A 16,423-nucleotide genomic window follows, 5' to 3' on the forward strand; every position below is an offset into this window, starting at 1 on the left:
TCCGGATCAGCCGCGCTGAAAACGACTAATAGCATCCCGGAAGTCATTGATCTTTAGTGGCTTGCTGAGATAGTCATCCATACCGCATTCGAAGCATTTATCCCTGTCTTCATTCGTGGCGTTTGCCGTGAGTGCCACGATATAAATGGGTTTTTCGGAATGGAAGGCACTCTCGCAGGTTTCAGCCTCCAGCTGACGAATTTTCCGGGTCGTTTCGTAGCCGTCAAGTATGGGCATTTGGCAGTCCAGGAAGACGATATCGAAATGTTGGCTTTTTAGCATCTCAATAGCCTCCATGCCATTACTGGCCAAAGACACGCTGCAGCCCAGTCGGTTGAGAATCGTTTCCCCCAGCTTTTTGTTCACCTGGTTGTCGTCGACGAGCAGGACCGGGATGCTGTGAGTGGCGATTTTCTCGATCCCGTCGAGTGAAGGTGGTTTGGTGTCGGGTTTATTTTTAGCAGGAGACAGTGTCGAAAATGGTATCGATAGTGTGAATGTCGTGCCTTTCCCGAATTCGCTGGCGACCTGGATCGTGCCGTTCATGGCTTCTACAATACGCTTACAGATGGCGAGTCCCAAGCCTGTTCCTCCAAAACGGCGGGTGGTGGAGCTGTCGGCCTGAGTGAACTGTTCAAAGAGCCCTTCAATCTTATCCTCTGGGATACCAATTCCGGTATCGATAACGCGAATATTTACGGCGCCCCCGTTATCGCTCTCCGCAAAGGCCGTCCTGATCGCGATGCTTCCCTGTTCGGTGAATTTTAAAGCATTGGAAAGTAAGTTGGTGATCACCTGCCGGAGTCTGACCGGGTCTCCGATGACATGTTTCGGGAGTTGGTTTTGATGCTCAACCCTGAGATCCACCTTTTTTTGTGCCACGATCGGGCTGAAGCTGTCCGTCACAGACTTGATGTTTTCTTCCAGAGAGAATGGGATCTGTTCGAGTTCGAGCATGCCGGCCTCGATCTTGGAAAAATCGAGGATGTCATTGATGATGCTGAGCAGCGAGTTCCCCGAGCTTTGAATGAGATTAGTCCAAACCCGCTGCTCGGCAGACAGATCGCTGGTCTGCAAGAGTTCAGTGAAACCGAGGACACTGTTCATCGGAGTGCGGATCTCGTGGCTCATGGTCGCGAGGAAATTACTCTTCGCATGGTTGGCATCTTCCGCCTTAGCCTCGGCCTTCTTCCTTTCATAGACTTCCAGACGCAGGTGATTATTAGCTTCCTGTAATTCGGCGGTTCTCTGTTCGACGATCCGATTGGCATTTCTGGTCGTATTTTGCAGATTGACGACGAGGATGACGAGAAAGCAGGTGCCTAGGACGAGGCTTGCGGCGGTGGTGATGGCAGGTGCCGCCGAACTTTCATTGAAAGAACCGCCTCTGTTCCAGCCGAAGGTGAAAATTTGTCCGGCGAGGCTCATTTGTGAGACTTTCTCAAAGCTTCCGCTGATGGTGGAAGCTGCGTCCTGCTGAGTGGCATAAACGAGTGCGCCTTCGCTGATTTCAGTATCGTCGAAGATAACAAAATCAATCTGCTCGCTTCGGGCTTTCAGCATGCCGTCGAAAAATAGTTCGGTGATGAAAGGAGCGTAGCTCCAACCGATGAATGCGGCCTGTCTCTGCGCGACAGTTTGCAGGGGGAGGCCCGGCTGATACATTGGGTAGTAGATTAAGAAACCGGGGCGTTCTTCACCGTCCTGAACAAGTATAATCCGGTCCGTCATGGAGGCGTTCCCCGTGTCGCGGGCGGTGGCCCCGGCGCGCTGTCGATTGATTTCAGAAGCGACGTTTAGGCCGAGCGCCTGTTTGTTGCTCTCCAGCGGTTCGATGTAGGAAATGATATAATGCGAAAAGCCCAGTTCGTCGGCGGGTGGTGCTTCGACATTGGGAACGTTCTTTACTTGAAAATCGGCAACGCCTTCCGACCGAACACTTTCGACAAAAGCATCCACTTGGTCGCTACGGACAGGTATAATGTAGCCAATGCCGTTAATGCCAGGGTAGCGCTCACCCAGCCTCTGCTGTTGCACAAAAGATCGCCATTCATGGCGCTCCAATTTGTCCGAGTTGGCATAGAGACCGGCTGCGCTGATCAATGCGTCGGTGTAGGTGCTCAGTCGTTTGTCCACCGCTTCGGTAACATCATCAACAATCTCCGCAAATCGGGTGTTATCCAGTTTTTGGGTGCTTGTGTAGATCGTGTAATATAGAATTCCGCTCAGGAGCCAACCGGCCAGAAATATGGAACTCGGCAGAAGAAAACTCCCTTTTTTGCGAAACGTTGAAATGACCAATGAGCTGATAACGAGGGCGATGATAAACACATTTAGCGTAAGAATTTCGGAATTACCGCCTCCGAGGACCAGATCGCCCCGGCCCAGATAAGCTGCATAGGCAGCATGAGCCACAAAACCAAAACTTACCAAAGCACAACCACTACTCCCGAACCATCGCCAAGCTACCAAAAGTAGAGGCAGGGCAAGGAAAATGAGGCTGGGGCCATTCCTATGGAAGAAGATAAGGGTGAAAACACAAAAGCAGAGGAGGATGAGAAGCGTGGCCCGGATGAACCAGGAGTCGTTCAGATTTGGCTTTTTGAGATATAGGAACAGCGGCGTTATCACGAGGATACCGGTCGCATCACCGACCCACCAATTTACAATCAAGTGTGTGAAAGTGCCCATACCCCAGTCAATGCCACCCAGAAGAGTCAGGCTCGAAGCCCCGATTATGGCAGCAGGTATGGGAGCAAACAGACTGCTTGAGAGAACCCAGGCCAGGACGTTGTACTCGTGCAAGTAATCAGAGAACTTTCTGACCAGTCCCAGAATTAACCAGGCAACATAGGCTTCAACGGTATTGCCAACGGCAATAACGAGTGCACTGCCGACAGCTATGTCTGTAAAAATGTTCGCGCTGAGTGCACCGATAAGAATCCCGGGCAGAAGACTTCGCCCGCCATATGCGATCGCAGCCAGTGCGAGTCCGCTGGGTGGCCAAAGCAGAGAGACGTTTTCGTGGATTTCCGCCAGCTGAAAGCCGAGTTGGGCGGCGAGCCAGTAGAGGGCGGCGAGCGCCAAGTTTGCGGTAAAATTATTCTGCTCCAGCCAGAGCCTAAACTTTCCAGCTTGAAGCTCCGTTTCTTTGCAGAGAACTTTTGACGAAAGGGACAAAGCGCTTGATATTAAATGATGAATACTTCGAAGCTCATTGCTTGTAAACGAATTAGTATATGATCGAAATGAAACGGTATCGGAGCTAATTGTTTACAGAGATTTTAATATTCAACGTGAGCTGAAATGGCGATTGAGACGCAGAAAAATGTAGACCGGTTGAAATCACTGGCTGAAGAACTTGGTTTTCATCAGTTCGGGGTCACTGCGGTGCCACTAAAGCTTAGATCGGAATATTACGAAAAGTGGATTGATGAGGGGCAACACGGTACAATGTCATGGATGGAGCGTAATAATGACCGGCGCCTGCATCCGGAAAGTCTGATCGAAGAAGCCAGGTCGATTATCGTTGTCGCAATGAATTATTACCAACCCGATCCGGAGAGGGGATATCGGATTGCGAAATATGCCCTCGGCGATGATTACCATAATTTAATTTTCAAGCGCCTGAAAAAGCTCTGCCGGTACATGCGGGATGAGTTTGGCAGTGTACAACGCCCGTATGTCGATACCGGGCCGCTTCTGGAAAAACCGATAGCCGAAGCGGCCGGCATCGGCTGGCAGGGCAAAAGCACGATCCTTGTCGAACCCGGGCGTGGCACCTGGTCTTTCCTCGGGAATATTGTCAGCAGCCTGGACCTGCCGGCCAGCGACCCTGGCAAGGACCGCTGTGGAAGCTGTACGCGCTGCATCGATATTTGCCCGACCCGGGCCATTACCGCACCCTACCAACTCGATGCCAGAAAATGTATCTCCTATCTGACGATCGAGCATGACGGTCCGATACCGCTGGAATACCGTGAGGCGATCGCGGATCGCCTCTTCGGTTGTGATGAGTGCCTGGACGTTTGCCCCTGGAACAAGTGGGCTGTCCCGACCAACGAGGCGAAGTTCTCGCCAAGACAACTGCCTAAGCTACGGGAAATGTTATTCTGGGATGACGAAACCTTCAGGGAAAACTTTCGGGGTTCACCCATGCGGCGATTAAAACTCCACCGGTTTCGGCGCAACATCTGTGTGGTGCTTGGTAACGTCGGTGAGGCGGACGATGTCACCGCTTTGCAGTCTGTGGCGGCAGGCAGCGATGAAATGGTGAAAGAACATGCGGAATGGGCGATTGGGCGAATTCAATCGCGTTGCGGGTCCTGAACCAGTTGGGGCGATAGGGGCCGGCTTCAATGATAGGCCAAGTGGTTCTGCCCGGCGCCGGGTCGACCGGCTACGGGCAACAGGCGGCAAGTTTGCTGATGTGGAGCAACCACTGCAGGTCGGTCTCGTCGAAGGCGTTCAGTTCGGTCGAGTCAATGTCCAGCACCGCCCACAGAGCGCCACTCGAGTCCAGTATGGGCAGTACGATTTCTGATTTCGTCTCGGGCGAACAGGCAATATGGTCTTTTACCTTGGAAACATCGTTCTCGATTTGGACCTTGCGCTCCCGGATACAGGCGCCGCAGACGCCCCGGTCCGTTGTTATGGTCAAACAGCCATGTCCGCCCTGGTAGGGGCCGACCTTGAGGGTTTGCGGATCGACCAGACGGTAAAAACCCACCCAGTGAAAGTCTGTGAAGGCATGATAGAGTTCGCAACAGATGGTCGACATTCGGGCAACCGCATCGTTTTCGCCCTCGACCATCAATTCGATGGCGCGGCTGACTTTGCCGTAAGTCGCTTCTTTTCCTGTGCTCACGAGGGTCTTATGGTTTTACGGAGGCGGCAGGCTTGTGTCCGCAGCAGCTGTGTTGTGTCACGGGCTTTTGAGCAGACTCGGCCTCCGCACGCCGCTCCTTGATCAATTCGCTCAGGCTGGCAAGGCGACCCTCTGCATCCGAGCTACGCGCTTGAGCCTGCTCGACCATTTTGAGTGCTTCTTCGAATTCCCCACGCTGTGACTTCAGGTTCGCCATGATACGCAGGTCCAGGATACTCGGCTGGTAGAACTCGTCGGTCTGGGGAGGATTCAGCTCAGCGCCCCAGATGCGGGCGATCAGTTCATAGCTCTGGCGGTGCTCGTGATAGAGCTGATAGTGATTGAAAGGGTAGTAGTTGTTGCCCACAAAGAAAGTCTCGGTCATTTCTGCGAAATATTCTTTGTGGTCGGTCAGGCCGTAATGGGGTGTTTGACGACCGTTGAAAAGGGCGACCCGGTCGAACTTCCGGCTGTCGCAAAATTCCTTATACGCAGCTAAAATATCCGGGTGGTCGAAGCCAAGGAACTGATCATGATAAGCGTGGGCCAATTCATGAAGCATCACGGAAACACTATCATGCCGTTTGGCCTCACGGATCAGGGTTTCGGCTCGTGTGATCTGAACGGCACGGGCTAGAGCCGGGTCATAGCCGCGTTCGACCAGCCAATCCTTGTCCGGGTGGTAGTGGTTGTTTCCCAAAGGGTGGTTTCGGTCCAGGAAGATTGGTGTTTTCCGTAGTTGAGCGACCGGTTCCTCCGGGAGCTTCAGGGCAATCTCATGCAAGCGCTGACCGAGGATGCGGAGTGCGAGGTCGCCGGTGTCCTGATGCTTGCCGCGAAGCAAGGTGGCATCGACGTGCACAGTCCAGCCTTCGATTTGTCGGGCTTCGTATGCCACCCGGACGAGTTCGACTTTGGATTCGCTGTCTGCAGCTTGAATTGCACCGGGAAAAGCAAGCGCGGTAAAGAGGGTAAAGAGCCTGAAACGTGGAAATTTCATGAGAGTCTGAATGTTGGAAATAAGGTCGAAGTTAGTGTCCCCGTGGGATGCTGCCATACTAATTAATATGTAAAGGAGACGGACCATTCCGCATCAATTCCGGCCGGGCTTTCAAGTGTTACTTCAAGCAACCCATTTTCTTGAAGGACCAGCCCGGCTTGTACTTCGTCATCCTTCGATTGAATTTCGAGAGGCGTGTATCCGTTCGTGGCCAGGATGATTTTATAAGGCTCGTCGCTTACCACTTTGCTGATCCCGGTCAAAGTCTTCTCTTCTTCATTCCATTCCACCTTTAGCAGGTCCAGGTAACCTTGCATGATATGTCGATTTGTAGAGATGATCTGTGGGCGGTGTTGACATGCCCGCACGGATATCATGCGTGCCTCACCGGGCCGTAGTTCTTGCCGAAGGCGCGTCTCACCATTCCGCTTGCCGATAAAACGCTCATTCCAGAAGTCGTAGAGATAATACTCTTTACCGGCACTTAAGCCCAGCGCCCCTTTGACTTGAGGTCCTGAGATGTCGACAGAAATGGACTTGGCATTTGCTTTGTCGGGGTTGAATAAAGTCACCTGGTGCCAATCGGGAGTGACCTCGTAGTCGTAAACCATCGGTATGTCCGAGACGAAGGCGTCGACCGGTCGGGCACTCTTCGGTGTCTTATGATAAGGAAAAGTTCTGCTCAGATCCCAGAGGTTTTCCTCGGAAAACTGCCCGAAACTGTTGGCGAGCAGGAGCCTTCCCGAAGTGACGTAGCACATGGTGAGCACGGCCCTCAGATGGTCCCGGTTATCTGCCAACTCAAGGAGGTTCTTTGAGTCGGTGTCCAGATTGACCAAGGTCCGGTTTTTATACCAGCGCAGACCGCAGCGTGTCGCGGTCGCACCATCAAAACTATCGGTGTCATTTTCCGTGCGCATGGACGCAACGACACCTAGCGAGATGTCGGTTCCGCGCTCCATATTGCGCTCGTGCACATAGCTTTGCGGTCCGAGAATTTTATGGGGCAGCCGGAAGATGGTGCGGTAGGCTGCTGCGGTGGTCGAGTCGTCGTCCTCCATGCCTCCGGCTCTTGCCCAGCCCGAGGCGGGATAGTCAAACATCAGCCCCTTGATGCCGCCGTTTCTGAGATTGTTATAAACATCATGCAAGTGCTCGAGGAAATCCGGATCGGTGAAATCGTAGCCCCAGACGATGCGGCCGTTCCTCGTCCAGGTCTTTTCCCATGTCGTGAAGATATCGCTGTTTGTGTCGACTGGTTTTCCTTTCCAGGCATAGCGTTTGTTGAAGAGCATGTGTTCGGGGAATTGTTGCACATAGTCTTCCGAGCGGTAAGCGGTTTGGAAGTAGGTTAGTGGAATGACACCGCGTTCCGTCACAGCGCGACCCCACTTCTCCGTGGTTTCGTAGGGTTCTACGTAGCGACCGTTCTGGGTGTTGTCGCGGTCGGTGTCCTTGCGTTGCCAGTGTTCGTCGTCCCACCAGCCCTGGTGGTTGTTTGGCATGTAGGAGTCAGGGACCAAGCGGACAGCAACCCGGCTGTACTTTAGAAAGCCACTGTCCACGATGTCCTGTGCTTCCTCGACCGCGCCGAGGGAGGTGTTGTCCGCCGATTCTTGGCCGGTCATTCCACCATAGCGTTTATCCGCGGCATACCAGAGGCAGACGGTTGGAAAATCATACATACTGAGCTCAATTCCCTGAGCCTGGCGTACATGTCGGGCATATTTTTCGAGGGCGGAGAAGGGGTTGCTCCCTGTTACGTCGATGTAGAAGAGGTCCGGGGCAACGTAACGCTGGCCGGGGTCCACCCGCTTGCCGACGGGATCCGAGGCAAACAGTTGCCCCTGAAAGCTGAGCCTGGGGCGCGGACTTTTCGCGACCGGTGTCAGCTCCGCCGGCAAAAAAGCAGCGTTCCGCCCGTCGCGTAGCCAGATTTCGCTCAGATAAACGTCTTGATCCGTCGCTTTATTTGTCACCACCACCCTGAAGCTACCGGCTGCGATGGCTTCGGGGGGAAGCGGTATTTCCGCTTGTTCCACATCCTCTTTACTCTGGCCATCAAAGCGTGGGAGGGCGCGGTCTTCGATGAGCGGAACTTTTCGTATGGATCCGTTCTGTTCGAATTCCACGAAGATCGATTGAACGATGTCCGCATGGTCGCCGTGCCGTAGTCCATGCCACCATGACAAACCGAGAATGTAGGGGCGGCCCTTTTTCAGCTCGCGGGCTTCAATGACGATTTTTCCTTCGCCCTTGGCGGAGGTGGACATTTCGGAGCAGCGGAACTCGTGGTTTTCCCAACGCCGGCGCTTTTTGCCCTCGATCAATTCGATACACTCGCCGCTGCTGTATTTGCTGAGGTGTTCCCTCGGCAAGTCGAGATAACAAAGAAGGCTGTCCTTACCATCCGCACCGGCTCGCAGTTCAGTCTTTCTTGCTTGCGTGATATAAGCGAACTTTTCGAAGTCGTGGTAGCTCAGCCCGCCCATAGTGAGCTGGTGCCGCTTTGAATCCTGTACGAAAGTCAGATAGATATTATTCCTGGATTTTAGAGCGTTGGCACGGGTGAGCGGGGAGTAGAAACGCTCGCCATACTCAAGTGGTTCGCCACCGCTGAATCCGTCGATCATGGCGAAATCTTTGGAGAGATCGTAGCCGCTGTAGAGTTCGGCATCAGCCAGCGCGTAAATATCCTTCACGCGAATAATGGACTCGGTGGCATTCTGGATTCCCGCTTCAAGGCCGAAAAAATCCTGACTCGCATAAAGGGTGAACGAAAATATCAGCTCGGGTGCGCCCTTCTTTTTAAAGCTGAGATCAAGGGCAAGTCCTTCGCCCAGGGAGTTGCTTACTTCGCGCCGTGTCCAGTAGGTTTTGATGTTTTCGGAATCCGATGACCATTGATTGACCCGGAGGGATGCGTTGGCGATGACCGGTTTGGCCTCTTCCTTTTTGAAGATGTTGTAGCTGCCGCTTGAGAGGTCGAAGTCCAGTCGAACCCGATCGTTTTTCAAACTGACGACATCACCGCTCTGGATGATTTTTGGAACAGCCTCAGCGGGCGTGGATAAGACAATCAACGCCAAACTCAGGTGCAGAGTGGTGAACAACTTCATTTTTAAAGGGGCAGAACTTAATCCACCGGGGGGACGCCCTCGTCATAAACGTCGGTTGGACGGGGCGTACTGTTATCGGGAGGAAAGACCGATGCTTCGGTGCCTTCATGGGTGCGCTTCAAACGCAGTTCCTGCGATTCCCATCCCCGGACGCGGGCGGTGACGATGATCTCGCCGGACTCGCGGTTTTCATTTTTCTTAACGATATCCTCGCCCGTCGTGGCGGTCAGGATGACGCGGGCCAGGCCGTTAAATGTTTTTACAGTGCGCGATTGAAATGGCTCGTGGTTGAGCGGGTCGCCATTGTGCACGCCAAGGATGCGAGCGGGGCCCTTAATTTGGATGGAAACCCAGCGATCCGCTTTGGGGTGGAAGTTGCCGGCTTCGTCTTCGACGCGGATCGTGAGGTAAGCGAGGTCACGCTCGCGTGGATCCAGTTGGGTTTGATCTGTTTCGAAAACAAATTTCGCCGGGGTGCCGGCGGTGCGGATCACGGTTTGGGCGATTTCCTCGCCGTTCTTACGGGCGACTGCCTTGAGTTCGCCCGGAGCATAAGGGACCAGCCATTCGAGGTGGTAGGGATTCGCTTCGCTGAAACTCCGAACGCCCAACGACTGGCCATTGAGAAAAAGTTCCGCCTCGTCGCCTGTGGTGTAAGCATGTACGGGGATGACGGTGCCTTCCTTGCCCGGCCAGTTCCAATGCGGGAGAATGTGGATCATCGGTTTGTCGGTCCACTGACTCTGGTAAAAATAGTAAGTGTCTTTGGGGAAATTACAGAGATCGATTATTCCGAAGTTGCCCAGTACCCGGGGCCATCCGCCGGATTCACCGATATAGTCGAAGCCCGTCCAGCGGAACTCTCCCAGAACGTACGGAAGTGTGCTGGTCAGATGCCAGGAATCCCGGGCGTTGATGCGCACGCCCGCGTTGTCGTAAGACGATTCATACCAGGCATCGGTTTCCTGGAAGACTTCCTCTTCGGTCAGATTGGGGATCTCGTGTTGTTCTTCCCGGTAATTGGTGTGCGTGCGATACTCGCCACGCGTCTGCAGGGAGTGGGGCACTTCCGAGGCGTAGATGATCCGGTCTTTGAAGCGTTCGTGATCCTCTTCATAGAGGAAGCAGGAGCCACCTCCACCATTGTAACCGACGATATCGAGATGTTCGAGGAATCCGGTCTCGTTGGCGGTGTGGATGTGATTGATGCCAGCGGTGACGGGTCGGGTCGGCTCAAACTCGTGCACCATTTTTACCAGTTTCTGCACGGTCTCGAGTTCGCCGAATTTTTGGGCTTCCGGCACCTCATTGGCGATGCTCCACATAATCACGCTTGGGTGGTTACGGTCACGCTTCAAGTGGTCGATCAGGTCGCGTTCATGCCACTCGGTGAAATATTCATTATAGCCGTAGCGCGCCTTGCCCCGGTCATTCGGGCTGGAGACCAGCTGGCCGTCGACGAAGTTCCAGCCGCGTCGCCATTCATCAAAGGTCTCGTTGATCACGAGAAAACCCATTTTGTCGGCCATACGCATGAACTCGGGCGAATGTGGGTAGTGGGCGGTGCGTAGGGCGTTGACGCCGATGGCCTTCATCATCTTCAGGCGGCGTTCCAGAGCCTCGTCCCAGAGGGCGGTCCCCAGAGGACCCAGATCCTGGTGATTACACATGCCGCGCATGACGATCGGTTCACCATTCAGGAACATGCCTTCTTCGCGGTCGAAGCGCAGGGTGCGCACCCCGAGGGGGCTTTCGTAAATGTCGCGCACTTGGTCTCCGGTTTTCAGTGTTGTGCGTACGGTGTAGAGATTGGGAGAGTCCGGAGACCAGAGCTTTGGGCGGGGGAATCGGAAACTCTGCTTGGCAATCGCTTCACCTTTGCCGGAGACCTTAATCGTACCAGTGGTTTTGGCTAGGATTGCTCCCTCTACGGAGAAAACTTCCTGCTGTACGGTGACCTTTTGGTCTTTCGGGAGGTCATTGGTAACGGTGGTGTCTACTGCGACCGTTGCGAATTGTTCGTTGACCTCAGGCGTCCGTACGTAAGTGCCCCAGTGGTCGACATGAACCGGGTCGGTGTGCGTCAACCAGACGTGGCGGTAGATCCCGGCGCCGCCATACCAGCGAGCGGAGGGTTGGCGAGAATCGTCGACGCGCACGGCAATCACGTTGCGGCCGCCAAAATTCAAATGTGGCGTGAGTTCGTATTCCACCCCGATGTAGCCATAGGGGCGCTTGCCCAGGCGGTGTCCGTTGATCCAGACCTCGCCGTTCATGTAGATGCCATCGAACTCGATGAAAATCCTGCGGCCTTCAAGGTTTTCCGGGACCTTGAAGGCTTTGCGGTACCAACCGATCCCGGCTGGTAGGTAGCCCCCGGGGGCGCCGGCCGGAGCATTGGGATCGAAGGGGCCTTCAACACTCCAATCGTGCGGCAAATCAAGCTCCCGCCATTCCGATGCGTCGAAAAGCAATTTTTCCGCGTCAACAGGGTCTCCTTTCACAAATGACCACCCCAGGTCGAAGTTCTCCCTGCTACGCGGGGATTCAGCCGCGAAAAGGAAAGATGCCGTGAGACTTAAGAGGGCGAAAATTCGAAGTGTATTCATGTCGTTGCGTGTTTGTTGTGATCTGGAAATAGGTGTAAAAGTTAATGAGTGCAACAGGCTGGTTTATCTCTGGTGGGTGTCCATTCGTGAGCCGAATAAAATGTCCCGATGACTCGGCTGTTACCCGGCTTCATGGTCGGGAAATTTCCACCGGGCTTGCCGTCCGTATCCATCATGTTACAGGTCATAATGAAGCGTTTCAGCTCGGGGATATAGGCGATATCAGCATCCTGAATACGGTGGTTGTCCCAGTCATCTGTTTCCTCCGATCGAGGCGCGAAGGCGATGCCCAGATAGGCAAAGGGTTGGTTCAGGTCCTGGCTTTGCCATGCGATGACCTTGTAAGGAACCCCTTTGGATTCGACATCGCCGAAGAGGTAGTAAGTGCCGTCGATTTTTGTAATGGTGGCATCGCCCACTCCGTAGTGGTGGCCGCCGTCGGGGTTGGGGTCGACCGCTTTCGGGTTGACCAGCGTCCAGTCACCCAGGCCCGTCGGTGAGGTGAAATGCGCCAGGCTGGTGCCGTCCGGGCCGTGGGGAAAATTGCCGTACTCACCAAAGATGTGGAACAGCCCGTCCTCGTAAAAAACGCCGATGTCATCACATTCTTTAGCGGGAAAACTTCCACTCATTTTCCACTGGCCGTCGGATTCTGCCAGGTCGCCTGTAAAGGTATATACTTTGCCCGCTTCGTAGATATAGTAGGTGTCGCCGACTTTGACGCCGTCATCGTATTCATAATGGCGGCCAATTCTGTAATTGTCAGAGACCAGTTCCCAGTCAGCACTATCCCAGGAGAAGGATTGTGTGCGCCATAGGTGGGCCGCCTGCGGCGTATGGCTTACAATCAGGTAGTAAGGGTAGTCCGCTTCCGGTTCGACAAATAGAATTGAGTCATGGTTATTCCCCATTGCAGTGCTGAAAACCGGATTATCCGCCGGTCGTTCCCAATCCAGCCAAGGCGAATCGGGATCAACGCTTTCCGGGAGGCCCAATGCGCTTGCAGCGATCGAGACCAACGGGAGTAAGGTGAAAGTCGGTATTTTCATCAGATTAAAGCTAGGTCGTCACCCTTTGCCGGGTGGAATAACCAAGTATTAGAATTAGGAAGCCTTTCATTTCTCCGCAAGGGTTCACAGCTCTTTGTTGGCCGATAAACGCTCCGGATCGCTTAATGCTTGAAATACAGGAGTGTTATGCCGGCTAGGAGAACGATCAGACAGAGCGCTTTAGGGCGAAAGTTTTTCTCTTTGTAGAGCATCATGCCGCCGACAAAGGAGACAACAACCGCTGCCCGCCTAACAGGGGAGATGACGGAGATTAGGGCATCCTGATCGGTAATCGCTGTGAAGTAGATGAAATCGGCGGCCAAGAGTAGGACGCCAATCAGCGGGATACTCCAGCGCCATTCGAAATGCCCCCTAGGCCAAAAGCCCCTTTGCCAGCCCAAGTAGAACGGCAGCATGACCACGACCAGATAAACCGAAAACCAGGCCTGCAGGGTGGCCGGTCGGAGTCCGGTGACCTGCAAAAGATATTTATCGTAGAGCGCACTGCAGGCTCCCAGCAGTGTCGCGACGATCATGCAGCCGACCCATTTGTCCCGATGAAAGCGAATCCCCTCCAGTTTGCCGACCAGTGAGAACGCGTAAAAGGCTGCGAGCACGACGGCGATTCCCAGCCATTGCCAGCCTGCCGGCCGCTCGTGCATCAGCAGCACTGCAAGTACGATCGTCCAGAGCGGGCTGGTGGCGCGGATGGGGGAGCCGATGCTGAGTGGCAGGTGCTTGAGTGCGAAATATCCGAAGATCCATGAGGCCCCGACGAGCGTGGATTTTGCCAACAGGAGCAGGTGTTCGGCGGGCTCTAGCGGGATGACGAGGAACTGTGGGGATGGGTACGATCCCGGATGCAGGTGTGACCAAAGGATAAAGGGGAGCCAAATCAGTGCGGAAGTGACGACGCCCCAAAAAAGCACTGGGAGCACTGCGTTGTCCCGGACCGCATGCTTCTTCGCCAGATCGTAGAATCCCAGGAACAGCGCGGAACAAATACTCAGAAATATCCAGGACATCTCTTAATGTGTCAGGCCGTATCAAAGAAAAAAGCACAGGTCATGGACCTGTGCTTTGTAAGATCATGCGGTTTGCATTAACGACGCTGCTGGTAAACCTGCATACGCTGCTGCCATTGTCCGGCAGACGTGGCCTTGGCCACCTGATCGGCATAGTTTTCGAAGGCGGTTTCATCTCCCGAGACATCGGCGTCGACCGCGAGGTGGTAGGCCGCTTCAGCCCGGATCGCTTGGGGGAGTGTGTTATCAGCCGCCACGTCACGGAGTTGGGCGAGGCCGTTTTCCCCATCACCTTCATAGTAGGTGGCGAAGGCGAGTCCGATTTTGGCACGTCCAATTAGGATATCGTTTTCCAGAGCCCCCGGGACCATGGCGTAGTATTCGGCTGCGGTGGCGTAATCTTCGGCATTGTACGCATCGTCCGCCACTTGCAGCGCAGCGAGTCCACCCAAAGCCTTATCACTGTATTCCTTCGCAAAAGCTTCAAGGCTGTCGTTGGCGGACGCTTCGGCGTAGGCCGACTGAATTTTACTTTCGGCATAGGAAACATACATCTTCATGCCGTTAAAACCGATGATCAGCAGAGCAAGCACGGTGACGCAACCCGTGATGAAGCCCTTGTTTTCCATCCAGTAGAGATGGATGCGGTCCTCAAAAGAGACTTCTTCCGTTTCCTCGGTATCGATTAGATTGCGCTCATCTGCCTGCATGTCTTCGGGCAGTGTGTCGTTGTGAATTTTGTTTTTCTTTGGGCGGTTCATTGGTATGTCGAAAGAGAAGCTGTATGTGCAAGTGGCTAGGTTAAGTCTGTGACTCTCTTAGTCGAATACGACTGTCTTGTTGTTGTAAATGAGAATTCGGTTGTCGAGGTGTAGCCTGATGGCATGGGCGAATACGGTTTTTTCCAGGTCCCGGCCTTTGCGGATCAGGTCCTGAATTGCGTTTCGGTGGTTTATACGAGTGACGTCCTGATGGATGATCGGCCCTTCGTCAAGATCGGCGGTTGCGTAGTGGGCCGTGGCACCGATGAGTTTGACCCCGCGACTGTGGGCCTGGTGGTAGGGCTTGCCGCCGGCAAATGCGGGAAGAAAGGAGTGGTGGATGTTGATAACCGGGCAAGCCACCTCTTTGAGGAAGTCGTCGGAAAGCACCTGCATGTAACGGGCCATGACGACGAGTTCGCAGCCGTGCTCCCGGATTATCCTCAATTGTTCAGTTTCCGCCGCTGCCTTTGTCTCTTTCGAAGTGGGCACACAGTAGTAAGGAAGGCCGTAGCTTTCGGTATCCCCCCGCAGAATTTCGTGATTTGAAATGATGCAGCCCAGTTCGCCGGCCATCTCTCCCGCCCGAAAACGAAGAATGGCGTCATGGAAACAGTGTTCGGTTTTTGAAACGAAGAGGGCGACTTTCGGCCGGTCCGTCGAGAGCGCGACCTTGACCTCCATCCCGAGTTCTTCGTTGGCAAATTTCTTAAACGCGGCCGCTTCCTCTTCGATCTGGCCGGATGGGGCCCATTCGACACGCTGGAAAAAGATATTGGCTTCCAGATCCTTATGCTGGTCCGCGTGGTGGATGTTGCTGCCCCGTAAAAAGATCCAACTGGACACCCTCGAGACCAGCCCGGGTTGGTCGGGGCCGTAGAGAAGTGCAATGATGGTCGGTGCTTTCACGAAATTCCGAAAATGATACGCAAGCCGCGTTCAGCAACTCCTAAACTCTTTTTGACTATTCGTCCCCGAGTAGTTTTTCCAGTTCTTTATGCAGTTTGCTGTTCCGGTCGACGGTAATATCCGACAAGTCTTCGTTGATATTCTGATGCATTGAAGGGCGGAAGATGCCCATGGCCAGGTGCAACAACCAGTAAAGTATTCCTTCGGTTTGGGGGTCGTTGAGAAACATCAGCTCCCTTGAAACATAAGCACTGTCGTGCAAATTGATCATCAACTTCGGTTGGCGACGCCCAAAATAGGACAGGCACTGGAATATTTCCTCCAACAACTGTGTTTCGACGACCCGGGGCATTTTAACCGGTTTTGCACCGAAGCGGCTTTTTTTGCGCCGCCGCTCGTGGTACTCGAGGACATCGTGCAAATCGCCGGTGGAGAGTCGGTTCAGGCAGAAGGAAAGCGCTTCAGGTAAGTGGAAGCCACGATGCCCCATACGGTAGGGGAAGTATTCACAGAGGCCTTTTTCATCGCCGTGGGCGAAGACGTTTTGCAGGCTTTTACAGCTCCCCCCGATCCAGGCTTTCTCGGTCAGTCGGTCAATAAAGCCCATCAGGTCGATCAGGGTAATGACTTCTTCGGCCTGACAGAGCTCACGCATGTCGGTATCCAAATTTGCCAGCGCGATAGGGAAGTCCTGATACAGGCCGTACTCCTCCACAAAACGCATGCGCTGGGTGGCGGCCTGGGAGTCAATGTCGTCCAGACTGCCCATGTCATAGGATTCCTGCATGAAAAGCATGGTGCTCTCGCAAATTTCCAAAAGATGGGTGGCTTGTTTGAGATCGAGCTTTTCGATCTCAAGCAGTTCCTCAAAGCTCAGGTAGATGTAGCGTGCAAGCGTATCGCCTTTAATTTTGGCGGACGCGCGTGACCAGGGGCGGCAGGCTGTGTTCTTGGCAAGACAGCTGATACTCAAATCCTCGAAGGGGGACCCTTGAGCGTGGAAAACGATTTTATCCCAACGGGCCGATAGTTTTTCCAGCTCAGTCAGACTCGAATGGTCATTTTTGCCTGTCTCTACCATTAG

General features: G+C 53.9%; 11 protein-coding genes. 1 reads left to right on the top strand and 10 read right to left on the bottom strand.

The genetic code is table 11. The annotated features are described in order from the left end of the window. Positions 1–6: 6 nt before the first annotated feature. Positions 7–3,180, bottom strand: coding sequence for a CHASE domain-containing protein (locus DDZ13_RS03180; protein ID WP_110129983.1), 3,174 nt, complete (start codon positions 3,178–3,180; stop codon positions 7–9). A gap of 126 nt (positions 3,181–3,306) precedes the next feature. On the opposite strand from DDZ13_RS03180, the gene queG reads away from it, so the two are divergent. Continuing rightward, a complete protein-coding gene (gene queG / locus DDZ13_RS03185; protein WP_110129984.1) occupies positions 3,307–4,329 on the top strand; it encodes a tRNA epoxyqueuosine(34) reductase QueG in 1,023 nt (340 codons plus the stop codon). A gap of 70 nt (positions 4,330–4,399) precedes the next feature. Here queG and DDZ13_RS03190 read toward each other — a convergent pair whose 3' ends face one another. The 9 genes from DDZ13_RS03190 to DDZ13_RS03230 form a co-directional block, all read right to left on the bottom strand. Further along, positions 4,400–4,867 carry a GAF domain-containing protein gene (locus tag DDZ13_RS03190; RefSeq protein ID WP_199221037.1) on the bottom strand — a complete coding sequence of 156 codons (468 nt, stop codon included), beginning with the start codon at positions 4,865–4,867 and terminating at the stop codon, positions 4,400–4,402. Positions 4,868–4,874: 7 nt separating this feature from the next. Next, positions 4,875–5,867 (bottom strand): M90 family metallopeptidase, encoded by a 993-nt coding sequence (locus DDZ13_RS03195; RefSeq protein WP_146209216.1) that lies wholly within the window; start codon positions 5,865–5,867, stop codon positions 4,875–4,877. A gap of 62 nt (positions 5,868–5,929) precedes the next feature. Next, entirely contained in the window at positions 5,930–8,986 is a 3,057-nt protein-coding gene (locus DDZ13_RS03200; protein ID WP_110129986.1) for a hypothetical protein, read from the bottom strand. 17 nt (positions 8,987–9,003) lie between these two features. Next, positions 9,004–11,595, bottom strand: coding sequence for a glycoside hydrolase family 2 TIM barrel-domain containing protein (locus tag DDZ13_RS03205; RefSeq protein ID WP_110129987.1), 2,592 nt, complete (start codon positions 11,593–11,595; stop codon positions 9,004–9,006). 41 nt (positions 11,596–11,636) lie between these two features. Continuing rightward, entirely contained in the window at positions 11,637–12,644 is a 1,008-nt protein-coding gene (locus tag DDZ13_RS03210) for a glycoside hydrolase family protein (RefSeq protein WP_110129988.1), read from the bottom strand. Between the two features lie 122 nt (positions 12,645–12,766). Further along, the gene (locus DDZ13_RS03215) at positions 12,767–13,669 is read right to left on the bottom strand and encodes a DMT family transporter (RefSeq protein WP_110129989.1); all 903 of its coding nucleotides are present in this window, start codon (positions 13,667–13,669) and stop codon (positions 12,767–12,769) included. A gap of 77 nt (positions 13,670–13,746) precedes the next feature. After that, entirely contained in the window at positions 13,747–14,430 is a 684-nt protein-coding gene (locus DDZ13_RS03220) for a tetratricopeptide repeat protein (RefSeq protein WP_110129990.1), read from the bottom strand. Between the two features lie 57 nt (positions 14,431–14,487). Continuing rightward, positions 14,488–15,339, bottom strand: a complete 852-nt coding sequence (purU, locus tag DDZ13_RS03225; RefSeq protein WP_110129991.1) for a formyltetrahydrofolate deformylase — start codon at positions 15,337–15,339, stop codon at positions 14,488–14,490. 55 nt (positions 15,340–15,394) lie between these two features. Then, on the bottom strand, positions 15,395–16,420 hold the full coding sequence (locus DDZ13_RS03230) for a hypothetical protein (RefSeq protein WP_110129992.1): 1,026 nt from the start codon (positions 16,418–16,420) through the stop codon (positions 15,395–15,397). Positions 16,421–16,423: the final 3 nt, after the last annotated feature.

The sequence above is a fragment of the Coraliomargarita sinensis genome (assembly GCF_003185655.1).
In the GTDB taxonomy this organism is placed as follows: domain Bacteria; phylum Verrucomicrobiota; class Verrucomicrobiia; order Opitutales; family Coraliomargaritaceae; genus Coraliomargarita_B; species Coraliomargarita_B sinensis.

Coding starts and splice junctions, on each gene's coding strand:
- queG (WP_110129984.1), top strand. CDS start 3,307: ATGGCGATTGAGACGCAGAAAAATGTAGACCGGTTGAAATCACTGGCT.
- DDZ13_RS03195 (WP_146209216.1), bottom strand. CDS start 5,867: ATGAAATTTCCACGTTTCAGGCTCTTTACCCTCTTTACCGCGCTTGCT.
- DDZ13_RS03200 (WP_110129986.1), bottom strand. CDS start 8,986: ATGAAGTTGTTCACCACTCTGCACCTGAGTTTGGCGTTGATTGTCTTA.
- DDZ13_RS03205 (WP_110129987.1), bottom strand. CDS start 11,595: ATGAATACACTTCGAATTTTCGCCCTCTTAAGTCTCACGGCATCTTTC.
- DDZ13_RS03210 (WP_110129988.1), bottom strand. CDS start 12,644: ATGAAAATACCGACTTTCACCTTACTCCCGTTGGTCTCGATCGCTGCA.
- DDZ13_RS03215 (WP_110129989.1), bottom strand. CDS start 13,669: ATGTCCTGGATATTTCTGAGTATTTGTTCCGCGCTGTTCCTGGGATTC.
- DDZ13_RS03220 (WP_110129990.1), bottom strand. CDS start 14,430: ATGAACCGCCCAAAGAAAAACAAAATTCACAACGACACACTGCCCGAA.
- DDZ13_RS03230 (WP_110129992.1), bottom strand. CDS start 16,420: ATGGTAGAGACAGGCAAAAATGACCATTCGAGTCTGACTGAGCTGGAA.